Raw genomic sequence first — 22,494 nt, 5'->3', positions numbered from 1 at the left:
ACCCGAGGAATCGCGACCACCGTGTTCGATACGCTCTCCGACCGCTTGGCGAATACCTTCAAGGGCCTGCGCGGCAAAGGCCGGCTGTCCGAGGCTGACATCGACGCAGCGGCCCGGGAAATCCGTATCGCGCTCCTCGAGGCCGACGTCGCCCTCCCGGTCGTCCGCTCCTTCATCGCGAACGTCAAGGAACGCGCGCGCGGTGAAGAGGTCAGCAAGGCCCTGAACCCGGGCCAGCAGGTCCTGAAGATCGTCAACGACGAGCTCGTCACCATCCTCGGTGGCGAGACCCGGCGGCTGCGCTTCGCCAAGACCGCCCCCACCGTGATCATGCTGGCCGGCCTGCAGGGTGCGGGTAAGACCACCCTCGCCGGAAAGCTCGGCCTCTGGCTGAAGGGGCAGGGCCACGCCCCGCTCCTCGTCGCCTGCGACCTTCAGCGCCCCAACGCCGTCAACCAGCTCAGCGTCGTCGCCGAGCGCGCCGGCGTCGCCGTGTACGCGCCCCAGCCCGGTAACGGCGTCGGCGACCCGGTCCAGGTCGCGAAGGACTCCGTCGAGTACGCGCGCACCAAGCAGTTCGACATCGTCATCGTCGACACCGCCGGCCGCCTCGGCATCGACCAGGAGCTGATGCAGCAGGCCGCGGACATCCGCGACGCCGTCAGCCCGGACGAGATCCTCTTCGTCGTCGACGCCATGATCGGCCAGGACGCGGTCAACACCGCCGAGGCCTTCCGCGACGGCGTCGGCTTCGACGGCGTGGTGCTCTCCAAGCTCGACGGCGACGCCCGAGGCGGTGCCGCGCTCTCCATCGCGCACGTCACCGGCAAGCAGATCATGTTCGCCTCGAACGGCGAGAAGCTCGACGAATTCGACGCCTTCCACCCCGACCGCATGGCGGGCCGGATCCTCGACATGGGTGACATGCTCACCCTCATCGAGCAGGCCGAGAAGACCTTCTCGCAGGCCGAGGCCGAGAAGATGGCGGCCAAGCTCGCCAAGGGGCCCAAGGAGTTCACGCTCGACGACTTCTTGGCCCAGATGGAGCAGGTCCGCAAGATGGGCTCCATCTCCAAGCTGCTCGGCATGCTGCCCGGCATGGGGCAGATCAAGGACCAGATCAACAACATCGACGAGCGCGACGTCGACCGCACCGCCGCGATCATCAAGTCGATGACCCCGGCCGAGCGCCAGGACCCGACGATCATCAACGGCTCGCGCCGCGCCCGTATCGCCAAGGGCTCCGGCACCGAGGTCAGCGCCGTCAAGTCGCTGGTCGAGCGGTTCTTCGACGCCCGCAAGATGATGTCCCGCATGGCCCAGGGCGGCGGCATGCCCGGCATGCCGGGCATCCCCGGGATGGGTGGCGGTCCCGGCCGGCAGAAGAAGCAGGTCAAGCAGGCCAAGGGCAAGCGCAAGAGCGGCAACCCGATGAAGCGCAAGGAAGAGGAGGCCGCAGCCGCTGCCCGCCGCGAGCAGGGCCCGCAGGTGGTCGACCCGGCGGCCGCTTCCAACCCGTTCGGCCTTCCCGCCGGCGGTCAGGGCGGTCAGGACTTCGACCTGCCGGACGAGTTCAAGAAGTTCATGAAGTAGTACGCGGACAGCCGCGACGAGGGCCCCGACCCGGATGTGAGCACAAGTTCACACGGTCGGGGCCCTTCCGTTCGCCGACGTGCCGCTCCGACCCGCCCCGATGCTCCCCGCGGCCGTTACGCCACCCGGGCAATGACGTACCGGAAGATGTTCGGCAGCCACACGGTGCCGTCGGGCCGCTCGAACGGGTGAAGCGCCTCGGCGAGCTCCTTCTCCGCGAGCGCGGCATCGGACGCGCCGTCGTAGAGCCCGGTGGACAACAGCCCCCGCACCGCGCTGTCCACGTCCGCGTAGCCGAAGGGGCAGAACACCCGCCCCGAACCGTCCGGCCGCAGCCCGGCGCGCTCCACCACCGCGTCCAGGTCCCCGGGTGCCGGACCGCCGCCCAGCACCGAGGGCACCGTGCAGCGTTCGGCGGGACCCCAGTCGGCCAGCACCACGGCCCCGCCGCGTCTGACCGCCGGCAGGGCGGAGGCCAGGGCCGCCGGCGTGGGGGAGAAGGCCAGCAGGGCGTCGTAGGGGCGGGGCGGCGCGGACGCCGCGGGCGGGGCCGCCAGCACCTCCAGCAGCCGTTCGCGGGCCAGTGCCCGCCGGGCCGGATCCGCCTCCACGCCCGTGGCCGCGGCTCCCCGCGCGGCCGCCAGCAGCAGGGCGAGGCCGGCCCCGCAGTCGAGGTCCAGCAGCCGGTCACCCGGCCCGACCTCCAGCCGGTCGTAGACCGCCTCGTACAGCGGTACCAGCATCCGTTCCTGGATCTCCGCCCAGTCCCGGGCGACGAGCGTCGCGGTCGGCGTCGGTGTCATCGAAGAAGCGCTCCTGATTCCGTGTCGCCCCCCAGCCCCCGTTGCCAGGGAACTCCCCATTCGCCCCCGCGTCCAGAGGAGCGCGGCACCCGATTCACGCATCCTGTGCCGGGCGCCGTACGATTCGCGGCATGGCAAAGGCACCCGTTCTCACCCCGCAGGCGGAGGATTTCCCCCGCTGGTACCAGGATCTGATCAACAAGGCCGAGCTGGCCGACAACGGTCCGGTCCGCGGCACCATGGTCATCCGACCGTACGGCTACGGCCTGTGGGAGCGGATGCAGCAGGAGATGGACGCCCGCATCAAGGACCAGGGCGCCCAGAACGCGTACTTCCCCCTCTTCATCCCGCAGTCGTACCTGACGCGGGAAGCCGAGCACGTCGAGGGCTTCGCCCCCGAGCTCGCGGTCGTCACGCACGGCGGCGGCAAGGAGCTGGAGGAGCCGGTCGTCGTCCGGCCCACGTCCGAGACGATCATCAACGACTACTTCTCCAAGTGGGTCCAGAGCTACCGCGACCTGCCCCTGCTGATCAACCAGTGGGCCAACGTGGTCCGCTGGGAGATGCGCCCCCGCGTCTTCCTCCGCACGAGCGAGTTCCTCTGGCAGGAGGGCCACACGGCCCACGCCACCTACGAGGACGCCCGCGACTACGCCGCCCGCATCCACCGCGACGTCTACGGCGACTTCATGACGAACGTGCTCGGCATCGACGTCGTGCTCGGCCGCAAGACCGCCAAGGAGCGCTTCGCCGGCGCCATCAACACCCTCACCCTCGAGGGCATGATGGGCGACGGCAAGGCCCTGCAGATGGGCACCAGCCACGAGCTCGGCACCAACTTCGCCAAGGCCTTCAACACCCAGTACCTGTCGAAGGAAGGCAAGCAGGAGCTCGTCTGGCAGACCTCGTGGGGCGTTTCGACCCGCATGGTCGGCGGCCTGATCATGTCCCACGGCGACGACAACGGCCTGCGCGTCCCGCCGCGTCTCGCGCACGTCCAGGTCGTCGTCATGGCGATCAAGGGTGACGAGGCCGTCGCCAAGGTCCGCGAGCTGGGCGACCGGCTGAAGGCCGCCGGCATCCGCGTGCACGTCGACGACCGCGTCGACACCCCCTTCGGCCGCCGCGCCGTGGACTGGGAGCTCAAGGGCGTGCCGGTCCGCATCGAGATCGGCCCCCGCGACCTGGAGGCCGGCACCGCGATGCTCGCCCGCCGGATCCCGGGCGGCAAGACCCCGGTGCAGATCGACGCCCTCGTCGACCTGCTGCCCAAGGTGCTGGACGAGGACCAGGCGCAGCTGCTGCGCGAGTCCCGCGAGCGCCGCGAGTCCCGCACCTGCGACGTCGCGACCATCGAGGAGGCCGCCGAGGCCGCCGTCGCCGGCGGCTGGGCGCGGATCCCGTGGGCCGACCTCGGTGCGGAGGGCGAGGCGAAGCTGGCCGAGCAGGCCGTCTCCGTGCGCTGCCTGGTGGCCGAGGACGGGTCCGTGCCGGACGCCGACGACGCTCCCGGTACCCTCGCGATCGTGGCGCGCTCGTACTGATCACGCCGCGAGGCTTCCGGGCCCCGGCGTGCGGCTGGTGCCGCGCGCCGGGGCCGGTCCTTTTTTGGTCGGCGTTACGTACCGACTCCTCCTGAGTTCGGCGCACCCGTCCTCGTCCGGACGCATGAGCATGAACTGACTGGTACGTGCAAAAAAATTTGGAATGGCCCGGAATCGGAACACCCGGGCACCCCGGCTCGTTGTCACGACGTGAGCACGACACCACCTGTTCTCGCCGCAGAGCTGGCGCAGGCGTGGGCCGACATTCAGCGGTACCACCCCGAGCTGCCTGACCTTGCCGCGCCCGAGTCCCTGATCGGAGAGTCCTCGTCCGCCTGCGGCGCCGAACTCTCCTTCGAGCGACTGCTGCACGAGGCAGTCCACGGCATCGCGGCCGCCCGCGGTGTCCGTGACACCTCGCGCGCAGGCCGCTACCACAACCGCAGATTCCTCGCGATCGCCGAGGAGATGGGGCTGGACCACTCCGACGAGCCGCACGCGAGCAGCGGTTTCTCGCTGGTCACGCTCAATCCCGAGGCCAAGCGGCGCTACCGTCCCACCATGGAGCGGCTGCAGCGCGCCCTCAAGGCGCACACCGCGGCCACCGCCTCCGACACCAAGCGCACTTTCCGCGGACCCGCCGCCCGGCACGGCTCCTCGGGCGGCGGCGTACGCGTCAAGGCGGTCTGCGACTGCGGGCGCAACGTACGGGTCGTCCCCTCCGTGCTCGCCCAGGCGCCGATCGTGTGCGGCGGCTGCATGAAGCCCTTCCGCATCCCCGAAGTCGCGATCGCGGCGGCCTCCTGACCCGCCCTCCCGCCCGCTTGGGGGCCACCGCCCCACGGCGAAGCGAGTGTCGGACCTCCGCCCCCACCGGGGCGGCCGGTCTGCGCACGTGAGGGCACCCCGCGGCGCCGTACCGCCGGCGGCAGTCCGTCCTGCCCGCCCGGCCGAGTGAGCCGCAGGCGTATGGCACAATGGCTAGCTGTACTCGACAGTCGCATAGGACCCCTCTCTCCTCCGGCTGACGCGTCCATCGGGCACCCGAGTACCGCAACCCCACGTGGCATCTCATGTGCCCAACCACGTCAAGTTCAGGAGACACCACTCCAGTGGCAGTCAAGATCAAGCTCAAGCGCCTCGGTAAGATCCGCTCTCCCCACTACCGCATCGTCGTCGCCGACGCCCGCACCCGCCGGGACGGCCGCGCGATCGAGGAGATCGGCATCTACCAGCCGACCTACAACCCGTCGCGCATCGAGGTCAACGGCGAGCGCGCCCAGTACTGGCTCTCTGTCGGCGCCCAGCCGACCGAGGCTGTTCTCGCCATTCTGAAGCTCACCGGTGACTGGCAGGCGCACAAGGGCCTCCCGGCCCCCGCGCCGCTGCTGCAGCCGGCCACGAAGGAAGACAAGCGTCGCTCCTTCGACGAGTTCGCCAAGGCCCTCGAGGGCATCGGCGAGGGCAAGGGCGAAGCCATCACGCAGAAGAAGAAGGCCGACAAGAAGGCGGACGAGGCTGAGGCCGCCGCCGAGTCGACCGAGGCCTGAGCATGCTCGAGGAGGCTCTTGAGCACCTCGTGAAGGGCATTGTGGACAACCCCGACGACGTGCAGGTCGCCTCGCGCAACCTGCGCCGCGGGCAGGTGCTGGAGGTCCGGGTCCACCCCGACGACCTCGGCAAGGTGATCGGCCGCAACGGCCGCACCGCACGTGCCCTGCGTACCGTCGTGGGCGCCATCGGCGGCCGGGGGATCCGCGTCGACCTCGTCGACGTGGACCAGGTCCGCTGAGCAGTTGAATCACCGGCACGGGCCGGGGAGGGCATACGTGCCCGCCCCGGCCCGTCGTCGTCTGAACAGGAGAGGCACAGACAGTGGAGCTGGTAGTCGCGCGGATCGGCCGCGCCCACGGCATCAAGGGTGAGGTCAGCGTCGAGGTGCGCACGGACGAGCCGGAACTGCGGCTCAGCCCCGGCGCCGTGCTGCGCACCGAACCGGCTTCGGTCGGCCCGCTGACCATCGAGACGGGCCGGGTGCACAGCGGCCGGCTGATGCTGCGCTTCGCCGGCGTCAAGGACCGCACCGCCGCGGAGTCACTGCGCAACACCCTCCTCATCGCCGACGTGGACCCGGCGGAGCTGCCCGAGGAGGAGGACGAGTACTACGACCACCAGCTGATGGACCTGGACGTGGTGCTCGAGGACGGCACCGAGATCGGCCGGATCACCGAGATCTCCCACCTGCCCTCGCAGGACCTCTTCATCGTCGAGCGCCCCGACGGCACCGAGGTGATGATCCCCTTCGTCGAGGAGATCGTCGCCGAGATCGACCTGGAGGAGCAGCGCTGCGTCATCACCCCGCCGCCCGGGCTGATCGACGACCGCGCCGAGATCGTCTCCACCCGTGACGCCGAGGCCGCGAGCTCCGAGGACGACGCCTGATGCGTCTCGACGTCGTCACGATCTTCCCCGAGTACCTGGAACCGCTGAACGTCTCCCTCGTCGGCAAGGCCCGCGCCCGCGGCCGGCTCGACGTCCACGTCCACGACCTGCGGGACTGGACCCACGACCGGCACAACACGGTCGACGACACCCCGTACGGGGGCGGCCCCGGCATGGTCATGAAGACCGAGCCGTGGGGCGAGGCACTGGACGAGGCGCTTGCCGACGGCTACGAGGCGGGCGCGCACGGCCCCGTCATGGTGGTCCCCACGCCCAGCGGCCGTCCGTTCACCCAGGCACTGGCCGTCGAGCTCTCCGAGCGGCCCTGGCTGATCTTCACGCCCGCCCGCTACGAGGGCATCGACCGCCGCGTGATGGACGAGTACGCCACGCGCATGCCGGTGTACGAGGTCTCCATCGGCGACTACGTCCTGGCGGGCGGCGAGGCGGCCGTCCTGGTCGTCACCGAGGCCGTGGCCCGGCTGCTGCCCGGGGTCCTCGGCAACGCCGAGTCGCACCGGGACGACTCCTTCGCGCCCGGCGAGATGGCGAACCTGCTGGAGGGGCCCGTCTACACCAAGCCGCCGGTGTGGCGCGGCCGGGACATCCCCGACGTGCTGCTCAGCGGCCACCACGGCAAGATCGCCCGGTGGCGCCGGGACGAGGCCTTCCGCCGGACCGCGAGCAACCGCCCCGACCTGATCGAGCGCTGCGAGGCCTCCGCCTTCGACAAGAAGGACCGCGAGATCCTCTCCATCCTGGGCTGGCAGCCGTCGCCGGACGGCCGATTTTGGCGCAGGCCGCAGGCCGTGGAAGAATAGGCCGCTGCTGTGTGCTCGCCGGACGCCCCTGCCACAGGGGGACCGTCGGCCGCCGAGTGGCACGGCTCCCGAATTCTCTACGGAAACCCGCATCGGCGACCTGTGGCGTCATGCGAAGAAAGCAGACGAAGAACATGTCTCACCTGCTCGATGGCGTCAACGCCGCCGTGCTCCGCTCGGACGTCCCGGCCTTCCGCCCGGGTGACACGATCAACGTGCACGTCCGCGTGATCGAGGGCAACCGCTCCCGTATCCAGCAGTTCAAGGGTGTCGTCATCCGCCGCCAGGGCGCCGGTGTCTCCGAGACCTTCACCGTTCGCAAGGTCTCCTTCAGCGTCGGCGTGGAGCGTACCTTCCCGGTCCACTCCCCGATCTTCGAGAAGATCGAGCTCGTCACCCGCGGTGACGTGCGTCGTGCGAAGCTGTACTACCTCCGTGAGCTCCGCGGCAAGGCCGCGAAGATCAAGGAGAAGCGCGACAAGTAAGGTCGCCGCCGGTGTCGGGGGGCGGCCGGATAGGCTCGCCCCCGATGGACACCGAAGCACCTCACACGCAGCGCGGTCACTCTTCCCCCCGCGAGGGGCAAGGGTGGCCGCGTTCTGCGTTCTCCGGGAGCGGTGCGCCCGGGCACGGACGGCGGGCCTCCGGGCGACCTCTCACCTGGCGCCGCGCCGGGGTGCTCGGCGTGGTCTGCACGGTGTTCCTGCTCCTGTTCAGCAACTTCGTGGTGCAGCCCTTCCTGATCCCCAGCCGCTCCATGGAGCCGACGCTCAAGGTCGGGGACCGGGTGCTGGTCAACAAGCTGGCGTACCGTTTCGGGGACCAGCCGCGCCGCGGCGACCTGGTGGTCTTCGACGGCACGGGGTCCTTCGTACGGGAGCGCGCGGACGGCAACCCGGTCGGTGGCCTGGTGCACGGCGCGGCCTCGGCGCTCGGGCTCGCGGAGCCCTCCGACACCGACTTCGTGAAGCGGGTGGTGGGCGTGGGCGGTGACGACGTGGTCTGCTGCGACGCGGGCGGCCGGGTCGCGGTCAACGGCGTCCCGCTGGACGAGCCGTACCTTTACCCGGGGGACGCGCCCTCGGCGGTGCCCTTCCGGATCGTCGTGCCCCTCGGGACCCTGTGGGTGATGGGTGATCATCGTTCCCAGTCCCGCGACTCGCGTGACCACCTCGGGGAACCGGGCGGGGGGATGGTGCCGGTGGAGAAAGTGATCGGACGGGCCGACTGGATCGGCTGGCCGGTTTCGCGCTGGGGCACCGTCGGCGGCGGCCATGGGTAGCCGCGGGCGGCCGCGCGGCCGACGGGAGCAGGAGCCCGAACCGGCGCCGCGCGCAAGGACGCGGAGCCGACGGGACTGGCTCGATGACGAGCCCGAACCGGAGCAGCGCGCACGACCGCGGGGCCGACACCGGCCCGAGCCGGAGCCGGAGCCGGTCGTGGCGGAGGGCGGCCGGGCCCAGCGGCGCCGGCTGGCCCGCAGGGTCCGGCGGCGGCGCCGCACGCGCCGGGCGGGCGAGCTGCCCCTGCTCGTGGTGGTGGCGCTGTGCATAGCCCTCCTCCTCAAGACCTTCCTGGTGCAGGCCTTCTTCATCCCGTCGGGCTCCATGGAGCAGACCATCCGGATCGGCGACCGGGTCCTCGTGGACAAGCTGACCCCGTGGTTCGGCTCCAAGGTCGAGCGCGGGGACGTCGTCGTGTTCAAGGACCCCGGCGGCTGGCTCAAGGGCGAGTCGGCCCGGCAGGCCCCGGACCCGATCGTGGTCAAGCAGATCAAGCAGACCCTGACCTTCATCGGCCTGCTGCCCTCGTCGGACGAACAGGACCTGATCAAGCGCGTCATCGGCGTCGGCGGTGACACCGTCAAGTGCTGCGACGCCAAGGGCCGGGTCACCGTCAACGGCTCGCCGCTCGACGAGCCGTACGTGAACCCCGGCAATACCCCCTCCGACATCCCCTTCGAGGTGGAGGTGCCGGCCGGACGGCTGTTCGTGATGGGCGACCACCGGGCGAATTCGGCCGATTCCCGCTTCCACCTCGACGAGGCCTTCGAGGGCACCATCGACGAGAACGGGGTCGTGGGGGAGGCCGTGGTGATCGCCTGGCCGTTCGGACACTGGACCCGTCTGGAGCAGCCCGCGACCTTCCGCATGGTGCCCGATCAGGCACGCCGTGCCGGACGCGGCCGCGGGCGACGCCGTTCGGGCGCGCCGTTCGCATAGTGTGTCCTGGGTCTCCCGCGCCTTAGGGAACTCCCGCTCGTTAAGGGAGGGGAGGGCCCGTGTCCGGTTCGGCGCGGGCGGCGATCGTGAGTGAGGAGTGGATGTGGGGGACGTGGCGGTAGGCGCACGGTCCGGACGCGACGAGGGCGAGGAGCGGCCGGACGACGCCGTCGCGCGCGAGACCGAGGAGGACGGCGCTCTGGAGAAGCCGCACCGCTCCTTCTGGAAGGAGCTCCCGCTCCTCATCGGCATCGCCCTGCTGCTGGCCCTGCTGATCAAGACCTTCCTGGTCCAGGCGTTCTCGATCCCCTCGGACTCGATGCAGGACACCCTGCAGCGCGGGGACCGGGTGCTGGTCGACAAGCTCACCCCGTGGTTCGGATCCGAGCCGGAGCGCGGCGAGGTCGTGGTCTTCCACGACCCCGCGAGCTGGTTGTCCGGCGAGCCCACGCCGGAGCCGAACATCGCGCAGAAGGCCCTCAGCTGGATCGGCCTGATGCCGTCCGCCGAGGAGAAGGACCTGATCAAGCGGACCATCGCCATCGGCGGTGACACGGTCGAGTGCAAGAAGGGGGGACCGGTCGTCGTCAACGGCAAGGCGCTCGACGAGCCGTACATCTACCCCGGCAACACCGCGTGCGACGACCACCCCTTCGGCCCGCTCAAGGTGCCCGAGGGCAAGATCTGGGTGATGGGCGACCACCGGCAGAACTCCCAGGACTCCCGCTACCACATGGAGGACTCCACCCAGGGCTTCGTGCCGGTCGACAAGGTCGTCGGGCGGGCCGTCGTGATCGCGTGGCCGGTGACCCGCTGGTCCACGCTGCCGGTCCCGGAGACCTTCGACCAGCCGGGCATCGGCAACCAGGCCGCGGCCACCGCGCTCGGCCTCGGGGCCGCCGGACTGGCGCCGGTCGGACTGGGACCGGGCGCGCTGGGGCTCGCCGGAGCCGTCCCGCTCGTCATGTGGCGCCGCCGGAAGCTGACCAGCGGCCGTACCGACGGGTAGGGTGCCGCCCAGGTCGACGATCCCGATGTGGGGGCGCTGTGATGGGCGGAACAGAAGCGATACGCAGGGGCAAGGATGGCCGCGGCGGGCTCGGCAACGTGTTGTCGGGAATCGTCGTGGCCATCGGCTTTGCGCTCTTCCTCGGCGGCTTCGTGTGGGGGGCGCTCGTCTACCAGCCCTACACGGTCCCGACGGACTCGATGATGCCGACGGTGCGGCCCGGCGACCGGCTGCTGGCACAGCGCATCGACGGCGGTGAGGTGCGCCGCGGGGACGTGGTCATCTTCACTGATTCCATGTGGAGCGATTCGCCCATGGTCAAGCGGGTCGTCGGCATCGGCGGCGACACCGTGAAGTGCTGCGGCACGGGCGGTGAGCTGACCGTGAACGGCGTCCCGCTGGACGAGCCCTACGCCGACACCAGCCGGCCGGATCCGGGCCTGGTCATGCCGCCCGGCCAGGCCCCGCCGCCCGGGACCCCCTTCGAGGTGACGGTCCCCGAGGAGAACCTCTTCCTGCTCGGCGACCGGCGTGCGGCCTCGTTGGACTCGCGCTCCCACCTCCAGGAGGCGGGCCAGGGCACCGTGCCGCGCTCCGCCGTCAGCGCCCGCGTCGACGCCCTGGCCTGGCCGTCCATGACGATGCTGGAGCGGCCGCGGACGTACGCCGCCCTGCCCGGCGGGACCTCGGGGCACGGGCCGCTGCCGCTCCAGGTGACGGCCGTGGCCGCCGGGGCCGCCCTGGTGGTGCTGGGAGCCGCGTACGGGCCCCTCGCGCGGGTCCTGGGGCGCGGGCGGCGGGAGCGGGCCGGTGTCGCCTGACCCGGCCGGTGACCCTCGCCCCCGTCAGGTGTCCCGGGTGATCCTGCTCGACCCGGCGGACCGGATCCTGCTGCTGCACGGTTTCGAACCGGCCGACCCCGCGGACGACTGGTGGTTCACCCCGGGCGGCGGACTGGAGGGGACGGAGACCCGGGAGGAGGCCGCGCTGCGCGAGCTGGCCGAGGAGACCGGGATCACCGAGGTGGAGCTGGGGCCGGTGCTGTGGCACCGCTACTGCTCCTTCCCCTTCGACGGCCGGCGCTGGGAGCAGGACGAGTGGTACTTCCTGGCCCGGACCAGCCAGACCGCGACCTGGATGGGCGGTCTGACCGAGCTGGAGCGGCGCAGCGTGACCGGAGCCAGGTGGTGGACCTCCGAGGAACTTCTCACGGCACATGAGACGGTGTACCCGACCAGACTCGCCGAGCTGCTCCGCACGCTGCTCGACGAGGGTCCTCCGGGTGCCCCGGTGGTCCTGGCCCCGGAAATCGTTTAGGGGCGCACGGCGCTGGCGCACAATAGGGGGACGCACGGCTGAAGGGGAACATGCCATGAGTGCCGAGGACCTCGAAAAGTACGAGACCGAGATGGAGCTGAAGCTCTATCGGGAGTACCGCGACGTCGTCGGGCTGTTCAAGTATGTGATCGAGACCGAACGCCGTTTCTACCTCACCAACGACTACGAGATGCAGGTGCACTCGGTCCAGGGGGAGGTGTTCTTCGAGGTCTCGATGGCCGATGCCTGGGTCTGGGACATGTACCGGCCGGCCCGCTTCGTCAAGCAGGTCCGGGTGCTGACCTTCAAGGACGTGAACATCGAGGAGCTCAACAAGAGCGACCTCGAACTGCCCGGCAGCTGATCGCCTCACCCGGGAGGGTGACGCCTCCGTCCACAGCGGCCCGGTTGTCCACCAAGATCCACAGGGTGGGCGGGGACGCGGGACCGTCGGTGCCGGAGGTGGTGCCGGATGGACGCGAAGAGCGTGGCACGGCAGGCGATGGGGCGGTACGGCGAGGAGCTCGCGGCACGGCGGCTGACCGAGGCCGGGATGACCGTGATCGCACGGAACTGGCGGTGCCGCGCCGGGGAGATCGACATCGTGGCGCGCGACGGGGACGCCCTCGTCGTGTGCGAGGTCAAGACCCGGCGCGCGGGTGACTTCGAGCACCCGATGGCGGCCGTACGGGCCGCGAAGGCCGATCGGCTGCGGCGCCTCGCCGGGCGCTGGCTCGCCGATCACGGCGGACCACCGCCGGGCGGGGTCCGCATCGACCTCGTGGGAGTCCTGCTGCCGCGGCGCGGCGCGCCCCTGGTGGAACACGTCAGGGGGGCGGCCTGATGGGGTTTGCGCGAGCCTGCTCCGTGGCCCTGGTCGGCGTCGACGGCGTGGTGGTCGAGGTCCAGGCCGACCTGGAGCCCGGAGTCGCGGCCTTCACCCTGGTGGGGCTGCCGGACAAAACCCTCGTCGAGAGCCGGGACCGGGTGCGAGCGGCCGTGGTCAATTCCGGGGCGGCCTGGCCGCAGAAGAAGCTCACGGTGGGGCTGAGCCCGGCCTCCGTACCGAAGTCCGGCGCCGGATTCGACCTGGCCGTCGCGGCGGCCGTGCTCGGGGCGGCCGAGGTGGTCGACCCGGCGGCCATCGCCGACCTGGTGCTGATCGGCGAGCTGGGGCTGGACGGGCGGGTGCGTCCGGTCCGGGGGATCCTGCCGGCCGTCCTCGCCGCGGCCGAGGCCGGCTACCGGCAGGTGGTCGTGCCCCAGCAGTGCGCCGCGGAGGCCGCGCTCGTACCGGACGTCTCGGTGCTCGGCGTGCGCAGCCTGCGCCAGCTGATCGCCGTCCTGACCGACGGGACGGTGCCCGAGGAGGACTGCGGAGGCCCGCCGGGCCGCCCGGACCCGATGCTGGCCGGACTGCTCGTCCCGGGGGCGGGCCTGGGTACGGGTCTCGCCCCGGGCCGGCCGGGCGGGGACTGCGCCGACTTTCCCGACCTCGCCGACGTGACCGGGCAGCACACGGCGCGCCGCGCCCTCGAAGTGGCCGCCGCCGGAGGCCACCACCTGTTCCTCAGCGGGCCCCCCGGCGCCGGCAAGACGATGATGGCCGAGCGGCTGCCCTGGATCCTGCCGCCGCTCACCCGCCAGGACTCCGTGGAGGTCACCGCGGTCCACTCGGTCGCGGGAATCCTGCCGCCCGGCGAACCCCTGGTCTCCCGGCCGCCCTACTGCGCCCCGCACCACTCGGCGACCATGCAGTCCCTGGTGGGCGGCGGTACCGGGGTGCCCAGGCCCGGAGCGGTCTCCCTCGCCCATCGAGGGGTGCTCTTCCTGGACGAGGCCGCGGAGTTCCACAGCCGGGCGCTGGACGCGCTGCGCCAGCCCCTGGAATCGGGGCACGTGGTCATCGCCCGCGCCGCCGGCGTGGTACGGCTGCCCGCCAGGTTCCTGATGGTCCTCGCCGCGAACCCCTGCCCGTGCGGACGGCACACCCTGCACGGCGCGGGATGCGAATGCCCGCCCTCGGTGATCCGGCGCTACCAGGCCCGGCTGTCCGGGCCGCTGCTGGACCGCGTGGACCTGAGGGTGGAGGTCGAGCCCGTGACCCGCAGCGACCTGCTGGGCCGGGGAGGGCGGGGGGAGTCCACCGCGGTGGTCGCCGACCGGGTGCGGGAGGCCCGGGAGCGTGCCGGGACCCGGCTCGCCGGCACGGGCTGGCGGCTCAACTCGGAAGTCCCGGGACAGGAATTGAGGACCCGTTGGCAGGCGGCGCCGGGGGCGCTGGCGCAGGCCGAACGGGAACTGGAGCGGGGAATGCTCACCGCGCGCGGGCTGGACCGGGTCCTGAGGGTCGCCTGGACCGTCGCCGACCTGCGGGGACGGGACCGGCCCGAGGCGCTGGACGTGGCCGTGGCGCTGGAGCTGCGGACCGGTATCGCCCGTGGGGCCATGTCGGTGCCGGGGGCGGGGACATGACCGGCGCACAGGACGAGGAGCTGCTGGCGCGGGCGGCACTGACACGGGTGCTGGAGCCCGGGGACACGCACGGCGGGCGCTGGATCCGCGAGCACGGTGCCACCGGGCTGTTGAGGCTGCTGGCCGACCCGGAGGCGCCATGGCGCACTCCGCCCGGGGTCGGGCCGGAGCGGCTCGCCGCCTACCGCAGGCGGGCGGCGCTGGCAGACCCCCGGCGCGACCTCGAACTGGCCGCCGGGTCGGGGGGCCGGTTCGTCGTTCCCGGGTCGGCGGAGTGGCCGACGCAGCTGGACGACCTCGGCGACGAACGGCCCGTCGGCCTCTGGCTGCGGGGCCGGCCCAATCTGCGTACGTGGGCGCTGTGTTCGGTCGCCGTGGTCGGGGCCCGGGCCTGCACCCCGTACGGCGCGCACATGGCGCAGACGCTGGCGGCCGGGCTCGCCGAGCGGGGCTGGGTCGTGGTCTCCGGCGCGGCCTTCGGGATCGACGGGGCCGCGCACAGGGGAGCCCTCGCCTCCGGCGGGGCGACCGCGGCGGTGCTCGCCTGCGGGGTGGACGTCGCCTATCCCCGCGGACACGCCGGGCTGCTCGGCCGGATCGCCGGCCAGGGACTCGTCGTCGGGGAGCTGCCGCCGGGCAGCCACCCCACGCCCAGCCGGTTCGTCCTGCGCAACCGGGTCATCGCCGCCCTCACCCGCGGCACCGTCGTCGTGGAGGCCGCCCACCGCAGCGGCTCCCTGGTCACCGCCCGGCGCGCCCAGCGGCTCGGGCGGTTCACGATGGGCGTCCCCGGGCCCGCCACCAGCGGGCTCTCGGCCGGTGTGCACGAACTGCTCAGGGGCGAGGCCGTGCTGGTCTCCGACGCGGCGGAAGTGGTCGAACTCGTCGGCTCCATGGGGGAGCTGGCTCCCGAGCGGCGCGGCCCCGTGCTCGCCCGCGACCTGCTGGACCGCGACACGGCCCGCGTGCTCGAAGCCCTCCCGGCCGGACGCCCGGCGACCGCGGCCGAGCTGGCACTTGCCTGTGGCACCGGCACCGATGAAGTCATCGGCAGACTGTACGAACTTCACTCTCTGGGGTTCGTCGAACGGCAGGGCGACGGCTGGCAGTTGAGCAGATGAACGGCTGGAGGGGGCATACAAACCCAGGATCCCCGGCGAGGCGGTCGTTGACCTGGGGACTTCCGGTGGAAGAGTGAAAGCGATGAGAGACGCGGTCCTCCCGGTGGCAGTCGCCGGGACCGTGCGCCAGGCGCCGGTCCCGGGTCGCCCGCGCGATCCGGGACGACCACCGGCCCCCGCGCCATCCCGTACTCTTCGCGCACCGCGACACTTTCGTCACGCTACGCTCCCAAGGAATCCGGCTCCGGCAAAGGCGAAGCATGCCCCCACACACCTCAGGGTCCGACCGCGCTGCGGTGCCTCCCGCTGCCCGCGGCAGCGTGCGGTCCACCGCGCCCTCGTCCCTGGAGGTGCTGTGGCGCTCGTACAAGGACTCGGGTGACGAACGGCTGCGGGAGCAACTGATCCTGCACTACTCACCCCTGGTGAAGTACGTGGCCGGACGGGTCAGCGTGGGCCTGCCGCCCAACGTGGAGCAGGCCGACTTCGTCTCCTCCGGGGTCTTCGGGCTGATCGACGCCATCGAGAAGTTCGACATCGACCGCTCGATCAAGTTCGAGACGTACGCGATCACCCGGATCCGCGGCGCGATGATCGACGAACTGCGGGCGCTGGACTGGATCCCCCGCTCGGTCCGGCAGAAGGCGCGCGCCGTGGAGCGGGCCTACGCCACGCTGGAGGCCCAGCTGCGGCGCACCCCGACGGAGACCGAGGTCGCCCGCGAGATGGGGATCGGCGTGGAGGACCTCCACACCGTCTTCAGCCAGTTGTCGCTGGCGAACGTGGTCGCCCTGGAAGAGCTGCTGCACGCCGGCGGCGAGGGCGGCGACCGCCTGTCGCTGATGGACACGCTGGAGGACACCGCCGCCGACAACCCGGTGGAGGTGGCGGAGGACCGCGAACTGCGGCGTCTGCTGGCACGGGCCATCAACACGCTGCCCGAACGCGAGAAGACCGTCGTGACCCTCTACTACTACGAGGGCCTCACCCTGGCCGAGATCGGCAACGTGCTGGGCGTCACCGAGAGCCGGGTCAGCCAGATCCACACCAAGTCCGTGCTGCAACTGCGCGCGAAGTTGGCAGATGTGGGGCGGTGAGCTTGCGGTACCTCCGTAGAGTGGATGTGTGCCCAGGATTCGAGCGGCCTCCGTGGCCGAGCACCGGTCGATGCAGCGCGGCGCCCTCTTGGACGCCGCGCGTTCCCTGCTGTCCGAAGGCGGTACGGAGGCGCTGACCTTCCCCGCCCTGGCGGAGCGCACCGGACTCGCCCGGTCCTCCGTGTACGAGTACTTCCGCTCCCGCGCGGCCGTGGTCGAAGAGCTGTGCGCCGTGGACTTCCCCGTGTGGGCCGCCGAGATCGAGGCGGCGATGGAGCGGGCCGATGCGCCGGAGGCGAAGGTCGAGGCCTACGTGCGCAGCCAGCTGGGACTGGTGGGGGACCGCCGGCACCGGGCGGTCGTGGCGATCTCGGCCAGCGAGCTGGACGCGGGGGCCCGGGAGAAGATCCGGGCCGCGCACGGCGGACTGATCGCGATGATCGTCGAGGCGCTGGCCGCCCTCGGTCAGGAGCAGCCCAGGCTGGCCGCGATGCTCCTCCAGGGGGTCGTGGACGCCGCCGTGCGCCGCATCGAGCTCGGCGCCGCGGAAGATCCCGAAGTCATCACGGAGACGGCCCTGGCCATCGCCCTGCGGGGCGTCCGGGGCTGAGCCCCGTGCCGTCGGCGGCCCCCGCCCCGCTCCGTACGCCGTCCGGACGCGGGTCCGGCAGCAGGCGCGGGGTGGGCCGCGTCAGGAGGGCCAGCGGGTTGAGGTACGCCTCGCCCGACAGCAGCCCCCAGTGCAGGCACGGCGCCGGACAGTGGGACCCCTCGGTGAGCACCGCCACCACCTGCCCCGCCGAGACCTCCTCGCCCTCCGTGACCAGCGGCCGGACGGGCTCGTAGGTCGTGCGCAGGCCGTTCGGCAGGGCGAGCGAGAGAACCCCGCGGCCTGCGACCTGCCCGGCGTAGTGGACCCGGCCGGCGGCGACCGCCCGCAGCTGCGCACCCACCGGGGCGGCCAGGTCCACCCCGCGGTGGCCGGCCGCGTACGGGGTCGGGGGCGGGTCCCACCAGCGCGCCACCGACAGCGGCGCGGGCAGCGGCCGGACCACGGCCGGTGCCGCGGGCAGGGCGGTCCGGGCCAGGAGCATGAGCAGGCTGAGCAGCAGTGTCGTCATGCCGCACAGCGTCCCGCGGTCCCCCGGGCCGCTGGGCCGGACTGTGGACGGTCCGGGCACTGTGGACAACGGCGTCACCCGGCATACCGCCGGGTCCCGTACACTTCTTGTGGCGATCCGGGTCACCGGGTCGACTTCGCACGCCCCGGCACCAGCCCGAAACGGCCAGGTGACAGCGTCTCTCGGTCCCTCATGGGGCAGGGCGCGGCGGGGCGTCAGGAACCAAACCGAGAAACCAAGGAGATGGCCATGGCCGTCGTCACGATGCGGGAGCTGCTGGAAAGCGGCGTCCACTTCGGTCACCAGACCCGCCGTTGGAACCCGAAGATGAAGCGCTTCATCTTCACGGAGCGCAACGGCATCTACATCATCGACCTGCTGCAGTCGCTGTCGTACATCGACCGCGCCTACGAGTTCGTGAAGGAGACCGTCGCGCACGGTGGCTCCATCATGTTCATCGGTACCAAGAAGCAGGCCCAGGAGGCCATCGCCGAGCAGGCGACGCGCGTTGGCATGCCGTACGTCAACCAGCGCTGGCTCGGTGGCATGCTCACCAACTTCTCCACCGTCTACAAGCGCCTCCAGCGTCTGAAGGAGCTTGAGGCGATCGACTTCGAGGACGTCGCCGCCTCGGGTCTCACCAAGAAGGAGCTCCTGGTCCTCTCCCGCGAGAAGGCCAAGCTGGAGAAGACCCTCGGTGGTATCCGCGAGATGTCGAAGGTTCCCAGCGCCGTCTGGATCGTCGACACCAAGAAGGAGCACATCGCCGTCGGTGAGGCGCGCAAGCTCCACATCCCGGTCGTCGCGATCCTCGACACCAACTGCGACCCCGACGAGGTCGACTACAAGATCCCGGGCAACGACGACGCGATCCGTTCCGTCACCCTGCTCACCCGCGTGATCGCCGACGCCGTCGCCGAGGGCCTCATCGCCCGCTCCGGCGCTGCGACCGGCGACTCGAAGCCGGGCGAGAAGGCCGCCGCCGAGCCGCTCGCCGAGTGGGAGCGCGACCTGCTCGAGGGCGACAAGAAGGCTGACGAGGCCCCGGCCGCCGATGTCGACGCCGCCAAGGTGGACGCCGACGCCGCAGCCGAGGTCGCCGCCGAGGTCACCCCGGCCGTCGAGGCCGTCGAGGCCCCCGCCGCCGAGGCCCCGGCCGCCGACGCCGAGCAGGCCTGACCCACTGAGAGCGCCCGGCGTTCACGCGCCGGGCACTCACAGCACGGACGATGACGGCGGGGGAGCCGCGCCACGAGCGCGGCGCCTCCGCCGTTCACCCGTAGATCTACGACTTCGAGAGAGAATCACAGACTCATGGCGAACTACACCGCCGCTGACGTCAAGAAGCTCCGCGAGCTCACCGGCGCCGGCATGCTGGACTGCAAGAACGCGCTCGTGGACGCCGACGGTGACGTCGACAAGGCCCAGGAAGCGCTCCGCATCAAGGGTCAGAAGGGCGTCGCCAAGCGCGAGGGCCGTTCTGCCGAGAACGGTGCCGTGGTCTCCCTCATCGCCGACGACAACACCTCCGGTGTCATCGTCGAGCTGAAGTGCGAGACCGACTTCGTCGCCAAGGGCGAGAAGTTCCTGGCCGTCGCCAACGAGCTGGCCGCGCACGTCGCCGCCACCTCCCCGGCCGACCTCGAGGCGCTGCTCGCGTCCGAGATCAAGCCCGGTCAGACCGTCACCGCTTTCGTCGACGAGGCCAACGCCAACCTCGGCGAGAAGATCGTCCTGGACCGCTTCGCGCAGTTCACCGGCGGCTACGTGACCGCGTACATGCACCGCACGATGCCCGACCTGCCGTTCCAGATCGGCGTCCTGGTCGAGCTCGACAAGGAGAACGCCGAGGTCGCCCGCGGCGTCGCGCAGCACATCGCCGCGTTCGCCCCGCAGTGGCTGTCCGCGGAGGACGTCCCGGCCGAGAAGGTCGAGTCCGAGCGCCGCATCGCCGAAGAGGTCACCCGCGCGGAGGGCAAGCCCGAGGCTGCCATCGCCAAGATCGTCGAGGGTCGCGTCAACGGCTTCTTCAAGGACGCCACGCTGCTCGGCCAGGCCTACGCCCTGGACAACAAGAAGTCCGTCCAGAAGGTTCTGGACGAGGCCGGTGTCACCCTGAAGCGCTTCACCCGCATCAAGGTCGGCATCTGAGTCCGTCCGTACGCGACGGACACCGGACCCCGGTAGGGTCTGAAGCAGTCGTCCGCGCTTGCGCGAGGCGACCGCAGATCTGACGAGGAGGCCATTGCCGTAGAGGGAACCGCAAGGACCCACCGGCAATGGCCTTCTTCGTATGTGCACGAGGAGATCTCCATGAATCAGGGCGTGGACCCCCACACCGCTTCCGACGACAAGAGCGACCAGTTCAAGAAGGGCCGCCGCTTCATGCTGAAGCTGTCGGGCGAGGCCTTCTCCGGTGGCGGAGGACTGGGCGTCGATCCCGACGTCGTCCACGCCATCGCGCGTGAGATCGCCGCGGTGGTCCGCGACGGCGCGGAGATCGCCATCGTGATCGGCGGCGGCAATTTCTTCCGAGGCGCCGAGCTCCAGCAGCGCGGCATGGACCGGGCGCGGTCCGACTACATGGGCATGCTCGGAACGGTCATGAACTGCCTCGCACTCCAGGACTTCCTGGAGAAGGAGGGCATCGACTCCCGCGTGCAGACCGCCATCACCATGGGCCAGGTCGCGGAGCCGTACATCCCGCTGCGCGCCGTGCGCCACCTGGAGAAGGGCCGCGTCGTCATCTTCGGCGCGGGCATGGGCATGCCCTACTTCTCCACCGACACCACGGCCGCCCAGCGCGCCTTGGAGATCGACGCCGAAGCCCTGCTCATGGGCAAGAACGGTGTCGACGGGGTCTACGACTCCGACCCGAAGAAGAACCCGGACGCGGTGAAGTTCGACGCGCTGGAGTACGGCGAGGTCCTCTCGCGCGACCTCAAGGTCGCCGACGCCACCGCGATCACCCTCTGCCGTGACAATAAGCTGCCGATCCTCGTCTTCGAGCTGCTCGCCGAGGGCAATATCGCCCGCGCCGTCAAGGGTGAGAAGATCGGCACGCTCGTCAGCGACCAGGAAACCCGGGCCTGAGCAGTCCGCTGCCGGTCCGGGCGGCCCGGACCGGCCCGCCCGCCCCGCCTGAACCATCCATTCAAGACATGCAGGAGCACGTGGTGATCGAAGAAATCCTCCTCGAGGCCGAGGAGAAGATGGAGAAGGCCGTCGTCGTCGCGAAGGAGGACTTCGCCGCGATCCGTACCGGCCGAGCGCACCCGGCGATGTTCAACAAGATCGTCGCCGACTATTACGGCGCCATCACGCCCATCAACCAGCTCGCCTCGTTCGCGGTTCCCGAGCCGCGCATGGCCATCGTGACGCCGTTCGACGCGTCCGCGCTGCGCAACATCGAGCAGGCCATCCGCGACTCCGACCTCGGTGTCAACCCGAGCAACGACGGCCGGATCATCCGGGTGACCTTCCCCGAGCTGACCGGTGAGCGCCGCAAGGAGTACATCAAGGTCGCCAAGAACAAGGCCGAGGACTCCAAGGTCTCCATCCGTTCCGTGCGCCGCAAGGCCAAGGACGCGCTCGACAAGCTCGTCAAGGACAAGGAGGCCGGCGAGGACGAGGTCCGCCGCGCCGAGAAGGAGCTCGACGACACCACCGCGAAGTACGTCACGCAGGTGGACGAGCTCCTCAAGCACAAGGAAGCCGAGCTCCTCGAAGTCTGATGAACGACTCTTCCTGGCAGCCGGAGCCGGTTCCGGCGGGTCCCGCATACGATGCGCAGGTGGGCCCGCACACTCGGCCCATGCCCATCGTGCCCGATGCCGCCGGCCGTGACTTCGACGACCGGGAAGCACGCGATCGGGGGGCCGCCTCGAACGGCGGCCCCCTCTTCCGCGCCGATACGCCGCCGCAGGAGCCCATGCCCAGCCCCCCGCCCCCGCATGCCGAGCACCCGCAGGACTCCTCACCCCCGCCGCAGAAGAAGCGCGCGGGACGGGACCTGCGCGCCGCGATAGGGGTGGGCGTCGGTCTCGGCGCGGTGATCTTCGCCTCGCTCCTGATCGTCAAGGCGGTCTTCGTCGGCGTCGTCGTCGTCGCGGTCGTCGTCGGCCTGTGGGAGCTCACCTCGCGGCTCCAGGAGAAGAAGGGCATCAAGGCCCCTCTGGTCCCGCTCGCGGTCGGTGGCGCGGCCATGGTCATCGCCGGATACGTCCGGGGGGCCGAAGGCGCCTGGGTCGCCATGGCGCTGACGGTGCTGGCCGTGCTGGTGTGGCGGATGACCGAACCGCCCGAGGACTACCTCAAGGACGTCACGGCGGGTGCCTTCGCGGCGTTCTACGTGCCCTTCCTGGCCACCTTCGTCGCGATGCTGCTCACCGCGGACGACGGGCCGCAGCGCGTGATCACCTTCCTGCTGCTGACCGTGGTCAGCGACACCGGGGCCTACGCGGTGGGCTGGCGCTTCGGGAAGACCAAGCTCGCGCCGCGCATCAGCCCCGGCAAGACCCGCGAGGGCCTGCTCGGCGCCGTGGCCTTCGCCATGGGCGCCGGCGCGCTCTGCATGGAGTTCCTGATCGACGGCGGCGCCTGGTGGCAGGGCCTGCTGCTCGGCCTGGCGGTCGCGGTCAGCGCCACCCTGGGCGACCTGGGCGAGTCGATGATCAAGAGGGACCTGGGCATCAAGGACATGGGCACCCTGCTGCCGGGGCACGGCGGCATCATGGACCGGCTGGACTCGCTGCTGCCCACCGCCCCGGTGGTGTGGCTGCTGCTGGCCGCCTTCGTCGGCACCGGCTGACCGGTCCCGGTCGGGTTATCCTGGAGGGCGCGCCGCGTGTACGCGGCGCGCCCTTTCCGTCCAGCGGCCGAGCCGCGGACCGGCCCTGCACGCGCGGGGTGACCCCCACCTCGTCGCAC

Annotated in this window: 26 protein-coding genes; 24 read left to right on the top strand and 2 right to left on the bottom strand. The window is 71.2% G+C overall.

Translation table 11 applies throughout. The features are described 5' to 3' along the window. Positions 1–21 precede the first annotated feature (21 nt). Positions 22–1,593, top strand: a complete 1,572-nt coding sequence (ffh, locus tag AB0F82_RS06385; protein WP_356810531.1) for a signal recognition particle protein — start codon at positions 22–24, stop codon at positions 1,591–1,593. A gap of 116 nt (positions 1,594–1,709) precedes the next feature. Here the strand turns inward: ffh and AB0F82_RS06380 are convergent, their stop codons facing one another. After that, complete coding sequence (locus tag AB0F82_RS06380; RefSeq protein WP_362624582.1) at positions 1,710–2,396, bottom strand: methyltransferase type 11; 687 nt, start codon at positions 2,394–2,396, stop codon at positions 1,710–1,712. Positions 2,397–2,527: 131 nt separating this feature from the next. On the opposite strand from AB0F82_RS06380, the gene proS reads away from it, so the two are divergent. From proS to AB0F82_RS06290, 18 genes are all read left to right on the top strand, one after another. Continuing rightward, a complete protein-coding gene (gene proS, locus AB0F82_RS06375; protein ID WP_362624580.1) occupies positions 2,528–3,940 on the top strand; it encodes a proline--tRNA ligase in 1,413 nt (470 codons plus the stop codon). Between the two features lie 210 nt (positions 3,941–4,150). Beyond that, the gene (locus AB0F82_RS06370; protein ID WP_356810528.1) at positions 4,151–4,747 is read left to right on the top strand and encodes a hypothetical protein; all 597 of its coding nucleotides are present in this window, start codon (positions 4,151–4,153) and stop codon (positions 4,745–4,747) included. A 305-nt stretch (positions 4,748–5,052) separates the two neighbouring features. Next, a complete protein-coding gene (rpsP, locus tag AB0F82_RS06365; RefSeq protein WP_030031059.1) occupies positions 5,053–5,490 on the top strand; it encodes a 30S ribosomal protein S16 in 438 nt (145 codons plus the stop codon). A gap of 2 nt (positions 5,491–5,492) precedes the next feature. After that, complete coding sequence (locus tag AB0F82_RS06360; protein ID WP_007266827.1) at positions 5,493–5,732, top strand: RNA-binding protein; 240 nt, start codon at positions 5,493–5,495, stop codon at positions 5,730–5,732. Positions 5,733–5,815: 83 nt separating this feature from the next. Further along, positions 5,816–6,382, top strand: coding sequence for a ribosome maturation factor RimM (gene rimM / locus AB0F82_RS06355; protein WP_356810527.1), 567 nt, complete (start codon positions 5,816–5,818; stop codon positions 6,380–6,382). Further along, entirely contained in the window at positions 6,382–7,203 is an 822-nt protein-coding gene (trmD, locus tag AB0F82_RS06350) for a tRNA (guanosine(37)-N1)-methyltransferase TrmD (protein WP_356810526.1), read from the top strand. The genes rimM and trmD overlap by 1 nt, the downstream gene beginning before the upstream one ends. Before the next feature lie 134 nt (positions 7,204–7,337). Then, positions 7,338–7,688 carry a 50S ribosomal protein L19 gene (gene rplS / locus AB0F82_RS06345; RefSeq protein ID WP_356810525.1) on the top strand — a complete coding sequence of 117 codons (351 nt, stop codon included), beginning with the start codon at positions 7,338–7,340 and terminating at the stop codon, positions 7,686–7,688. Positions 7,689–7,732: 44 nt separating this feature from the next. Beyond that, on the top strand, positions 7,733–8,485 hold the full coding sequence (gene lepB / locus AB0F82_RS06340) for a signal peptidase I (RefSeq protein ID WP_362624576.1): 753 nt from the start codon (positions 7,733–7,735) through the stop codon (positions 8,483–8,485). Between the two features lie 157 nt (positions 8,486–8,642). Continuing rightward, positions 8,643–9,425 (top strand): signal peptidase I, encoded by a 783-nt coding sequence (gene lepB / locus AB0F82_RS06335; protein ID WP_390076169.1) that lies wholly within the window; start codon positions 8,643–8,645, stop codon positions 9,423–9,425. Positions 9,426–9,537: 112 nt separating this feature from the next. Next, the gene (gene lepB, locus AB0F82_RS06330; RefSeq protein WP_362624574.1) at positions 9,538–10,434 is read left to right on the top strand and encodes a signal peptidase I; all 897 of its coding nucleotides are present in this window, start codon (positions 9,538–9,540) and stop codon (positions 10,432–10,434) included. Between the two features lie 41 nt (positions 10,435–10,475). Further along, on the top strand, positions 10,476–11,255 hold the full coding sequence (gene lepB / locus AB0F82_RS06325) for a signal peptidase I (protein ID WP_362624572.1): 780 nt from the start codon (positions 10,476–10,478) through the stop codon (positions 11,253–11,255). Further along, the gene (locus tag AB0F82_RS06320) at positions 11,245–11,751 is read left to right on the top strand and encodes an NUDIX hydrolase (protein WP_356810521.1); all 507 of its coding nucleotides are present in this window, start codon (positions 11,245–11,247) and stop codon (positions 11,749–11,751) included. Before lepB (AB0F82_RS06325) ends, AB0F82_RS06320 begins: the two co-directional genes overlap by 11 nt. Before the next feature lie 55 nt (positions 11,752–11,806). Further along, positions 11,807–12,115, top strand: a complete 309-nt coding sequence (locus AB0F82_RS06315; RefSeq protein WP_005311352.1) for a DUF2469 domain-containing protein — start codon at positions 11,807–11,809, stop codon at positions 12,113–12,115. Between the two features lie 108 nt (positions 12,116–12,223). Continuing rightward, the gene (locus tag AB0F82_RS06310) at positions 12,224–12,595 is read left to right on the top strand and encodes a YraN family protein (RefSeq protein ID WP_362624570.1); all 372 of its coding nucleotides are present in this window, start codon (positions 12,224–12,226) and stop codon (positions 12,593–12,595) included. Further along, on the top strand, positions 12,595–14,226 hold the full coding sequence (locus AB0F82_RS06305; RefSeq protein WP_356810519.1) for a YifB family Mg chelatase-like AAA ATPase: 1,632 nt from the start codon (positions 12,595–12,597) through the stop codon (positions 14,224–14,226). The genes AB0F82_RS06310 and AB0F82_RS06305 overlap by 1 nt, the downstream gene beginning before the upstream one ends. Next, complete coding sequence (gene dprA, locus AB0F82_RS06300) at positions 14,223–15,347, top strand: DNA-processing protein DprA (protein ID WP_362624567.1); 1,125 nt, start codon at positions 14,223–14,225, stop codon at positions 15,345–15,347. The genes AB0F82_RS06305 and dprA overlap by 4 nt, the downstream gene beginning before the upstream one ends. 260 nt (positions 15,348–15,607) lie before the next feature. Beyond that, a complete protein-coding gene (gene whiG, locus AB0F82_RS06295) occupies positions 15,608–16,444 on the top strand; it encodes an RNA polymerase sigma factor WhiG (RefSeq protein WP_362624565.1) in 837 nt (278 codons plus the stop codon). A gap of 52 nt (positions 16,445–16,496) precedes the next feature. Further along, complete coding sequence (locus tag AB0F82_RS06290; protein WP_356810607.1) at positions 16,497–17,054, top strand: TetR/AcrR family transcriptional regulator; 558 nt, start codon at positions 16,497–16,499, stop codon at positions 17,052–17,054. Here AB0F82_RS06290 and AB0F82_RS06285 read toward each other — a convergent pair. Further along, entirely contained in the window at positions 17,008–17,565 is a 558-nt protein-coding gene (locus tag AB0F82_RS06285) for a M23 family metallopeptidase (RefSeq protein WP_362624563.1), read from the bottom strand. The two genes, AB0F82_RS06290 and AB0F82_RS06285, sit on opposite strands and share 47 nt — an antisense overlap. Before the next feature lie 249 nt (positions 17,566–17,814). Here AB0F82_RS06285 and rpsB point away from each other — a divergent pair, with 249 nt between their 5' ends. From rpsB to AB0F82_RS06260, 5 genes are all read left to right on the top strand, one after another. Then, positions 17,815–18,744 carry a 30S ribosomal protein S2 gene (rpsB, locus tag AB0F82_RS06280; RefSeq protein ID WP_356810515.1) on the top strand — a complete coding sequence of 310 codons (930 nt, stop codon included), beginning with the start codon at positions 17,815–17,817 and terminating at the stop codon, positions 18,742–18,744. Between the two features lie 135 nt (positions 18,745–18,879). After that, positions 18,880–19,716: a translation elongation factor Ts gene (gene tsf, locus AB0F82_RS06275; protein ID WP_202199506.1), complete on the top strand. Its 837-nt coding sequence runs from the start codon at positions 18,880–18,882 to the stop codon at positions 19,714–19,716. Between the two features lie 162 nt (positions 19,717–19,878). Further along, a complete protein-coding gene (pyrH, locus tag AB0F82_RS06270) occupies positions 19,879–20,658 on the top strand; it encodes a UMP kinase (protein ID WP_356810514.1) in 780 nt (259 codons plus the stop codon). An 83-nt stretch (positions 20,659–20,741) separates the two neighbouring features. Next, positions 20,742–21,299, top strand: a complete 558-nt coding sequence (gene frr / locus AB0F82_RS06265) for a ribosome recycling factor (RefSeq protein ID WP_356810606.1) — start codon at positions 20,742–20,744, stop codon at positions 21,297–21,299. After that, complete coding sequence (locus AB0F82_RS06260; protein ID WP_362624559.1) at positions 21,299–22,375, top strand: phosphatidate cytidylyltransferase; 1,077 nt, start codon at positions 21,299–21,301, stop codon at positions 22,373–22,375. The genes frr and AB0F82_RS06260 overlap by 1 nt, the downstream gene beginning before the upstream one ends. Positions 22,376–22,494 lie beyond the last annotated feature (119 nt).

This window comes from Streptomyces virginiae (assembly GCF_040638905.1).
GTDB classification, from domain to species: domain Bacteria; phylum Actinomycetota; class Actinomycetes; order Streptomycetales; family Streptomycetaceae; genus Streptomyces; species Streptomyces virginiae_B.
This window is presented reverse-complemented; position numbering and strand designations above follow the sequence as displayed.

Coding starts and splice junctions, on each gene's coding strand:
- AB0F82_RS06285 (WP_362624563.1), bottom strand. CDS start 17,565: ATGACGACACTGCTGCTCAGCCTGCTCATGCTCCTGGCCCGGACCGCC.
- lepB (WP_362624576.1), top strand. CDS start 7,733: ATGGACACCGAAGCACCTCACACGCAGCGCGGTCACTCTTCCCCCCGC.
- AB0F82_RS06360 (WP_007266827.1), top strand. CDS start 5,493: ATGCTCGAGGAGGCTCTTGAGCACCTCGTGAAGGGCATTGTGGACAAC.
- AB0F82_RS06305 (WP_356810519.1), top strand. CDS start 12,595: ATGGGGTTTGCGCGAGCCTGCTCCGTGGCCCTGGTCGGCGTCGACGGC.
- proS (WP_362624580.1), top strand. CDS start 2,528: ATGGCAAAGGCACCCGTTCTCACCCCGCAGGCGGAGGATTTCCCCCGC.
- rplS (WP_356810525.1), top strand. CDS start 7,338: ATGTCTCACCTGCTCGATGGCGTCAACGCCGCCGTGCTCCGCTCGGAC.
- dprA (WP_362624567.1), top strand. CDS start 14,223: ATGACCGGCGCACAGGACGAGGAGCTGCTGGCGCGGGCGGCACTGACA.
- tsf (WP_202199506.1), top strand. CDS start 18,880: ATGGCGAACTACACCGCCGCTGACGTCAAGAAGCTCCGCGAGCTCACC.
- AB0F82_RS06315 (WP_005311352.1), top strand. CDS start 11,807: ATGAGTGCCGAGGACCTCGAAAAGTACGAGACCGAGATGGAGCTGAAG.
- whiG (WP_362624565.1), top strand. CDS start 15,608: ATGCCCCCACACACCTCAGGGTCCGACCGCGCTGCGGTGCCTCCCGCT.
- rpsB (WP_356810515.1), top strand. CDS start 17,815: ATGGCCGTCGTCACGATGCGGGAGCTGCTGGAAAGCGGCGTCCACTTC.
- trmD (WP_356810526.1), top strand. CDS start 6,382: ATGCGTCTCGACGTCGTCACGATCTTCCCCGAGTACCTGGAACCGCTG.
- AB0F82_RS06260 (WP_362624559.1), top strand. CDS start 21,299: ATGAACGACTCTTCCTGGCAGCCGGAGCCGGTTCCGGCGGGTCCCGCA.
- lepB (WP_362624572.1), top strand. CDS start 10,476: ATGGGCGGAACAGAAGCGATACGCAGGGGCAAGGATGGCCGCGGCGGG.
- AB0F82_RS06310 (WP_362624570.1), top strand. CDS start 12,224: ATGGACGCGAAGAGCGTGGCACGGCAGGCGATGGGGCGGTACGGCGAG.
- pyrH (WP_356810514.1), top strand. CDS start 19,879: ATGAATCAGGGCGTGGACCCCCACACCGCTTCCGACGACAAGAGCGAC.
- AB0F82_RS06380 (WP_362624582.1), bottom strand. CDS start 2,396: ATGACACCGACGCCGACCGCGACGCTCGTCGCCCGGGACTGGGCGGAG.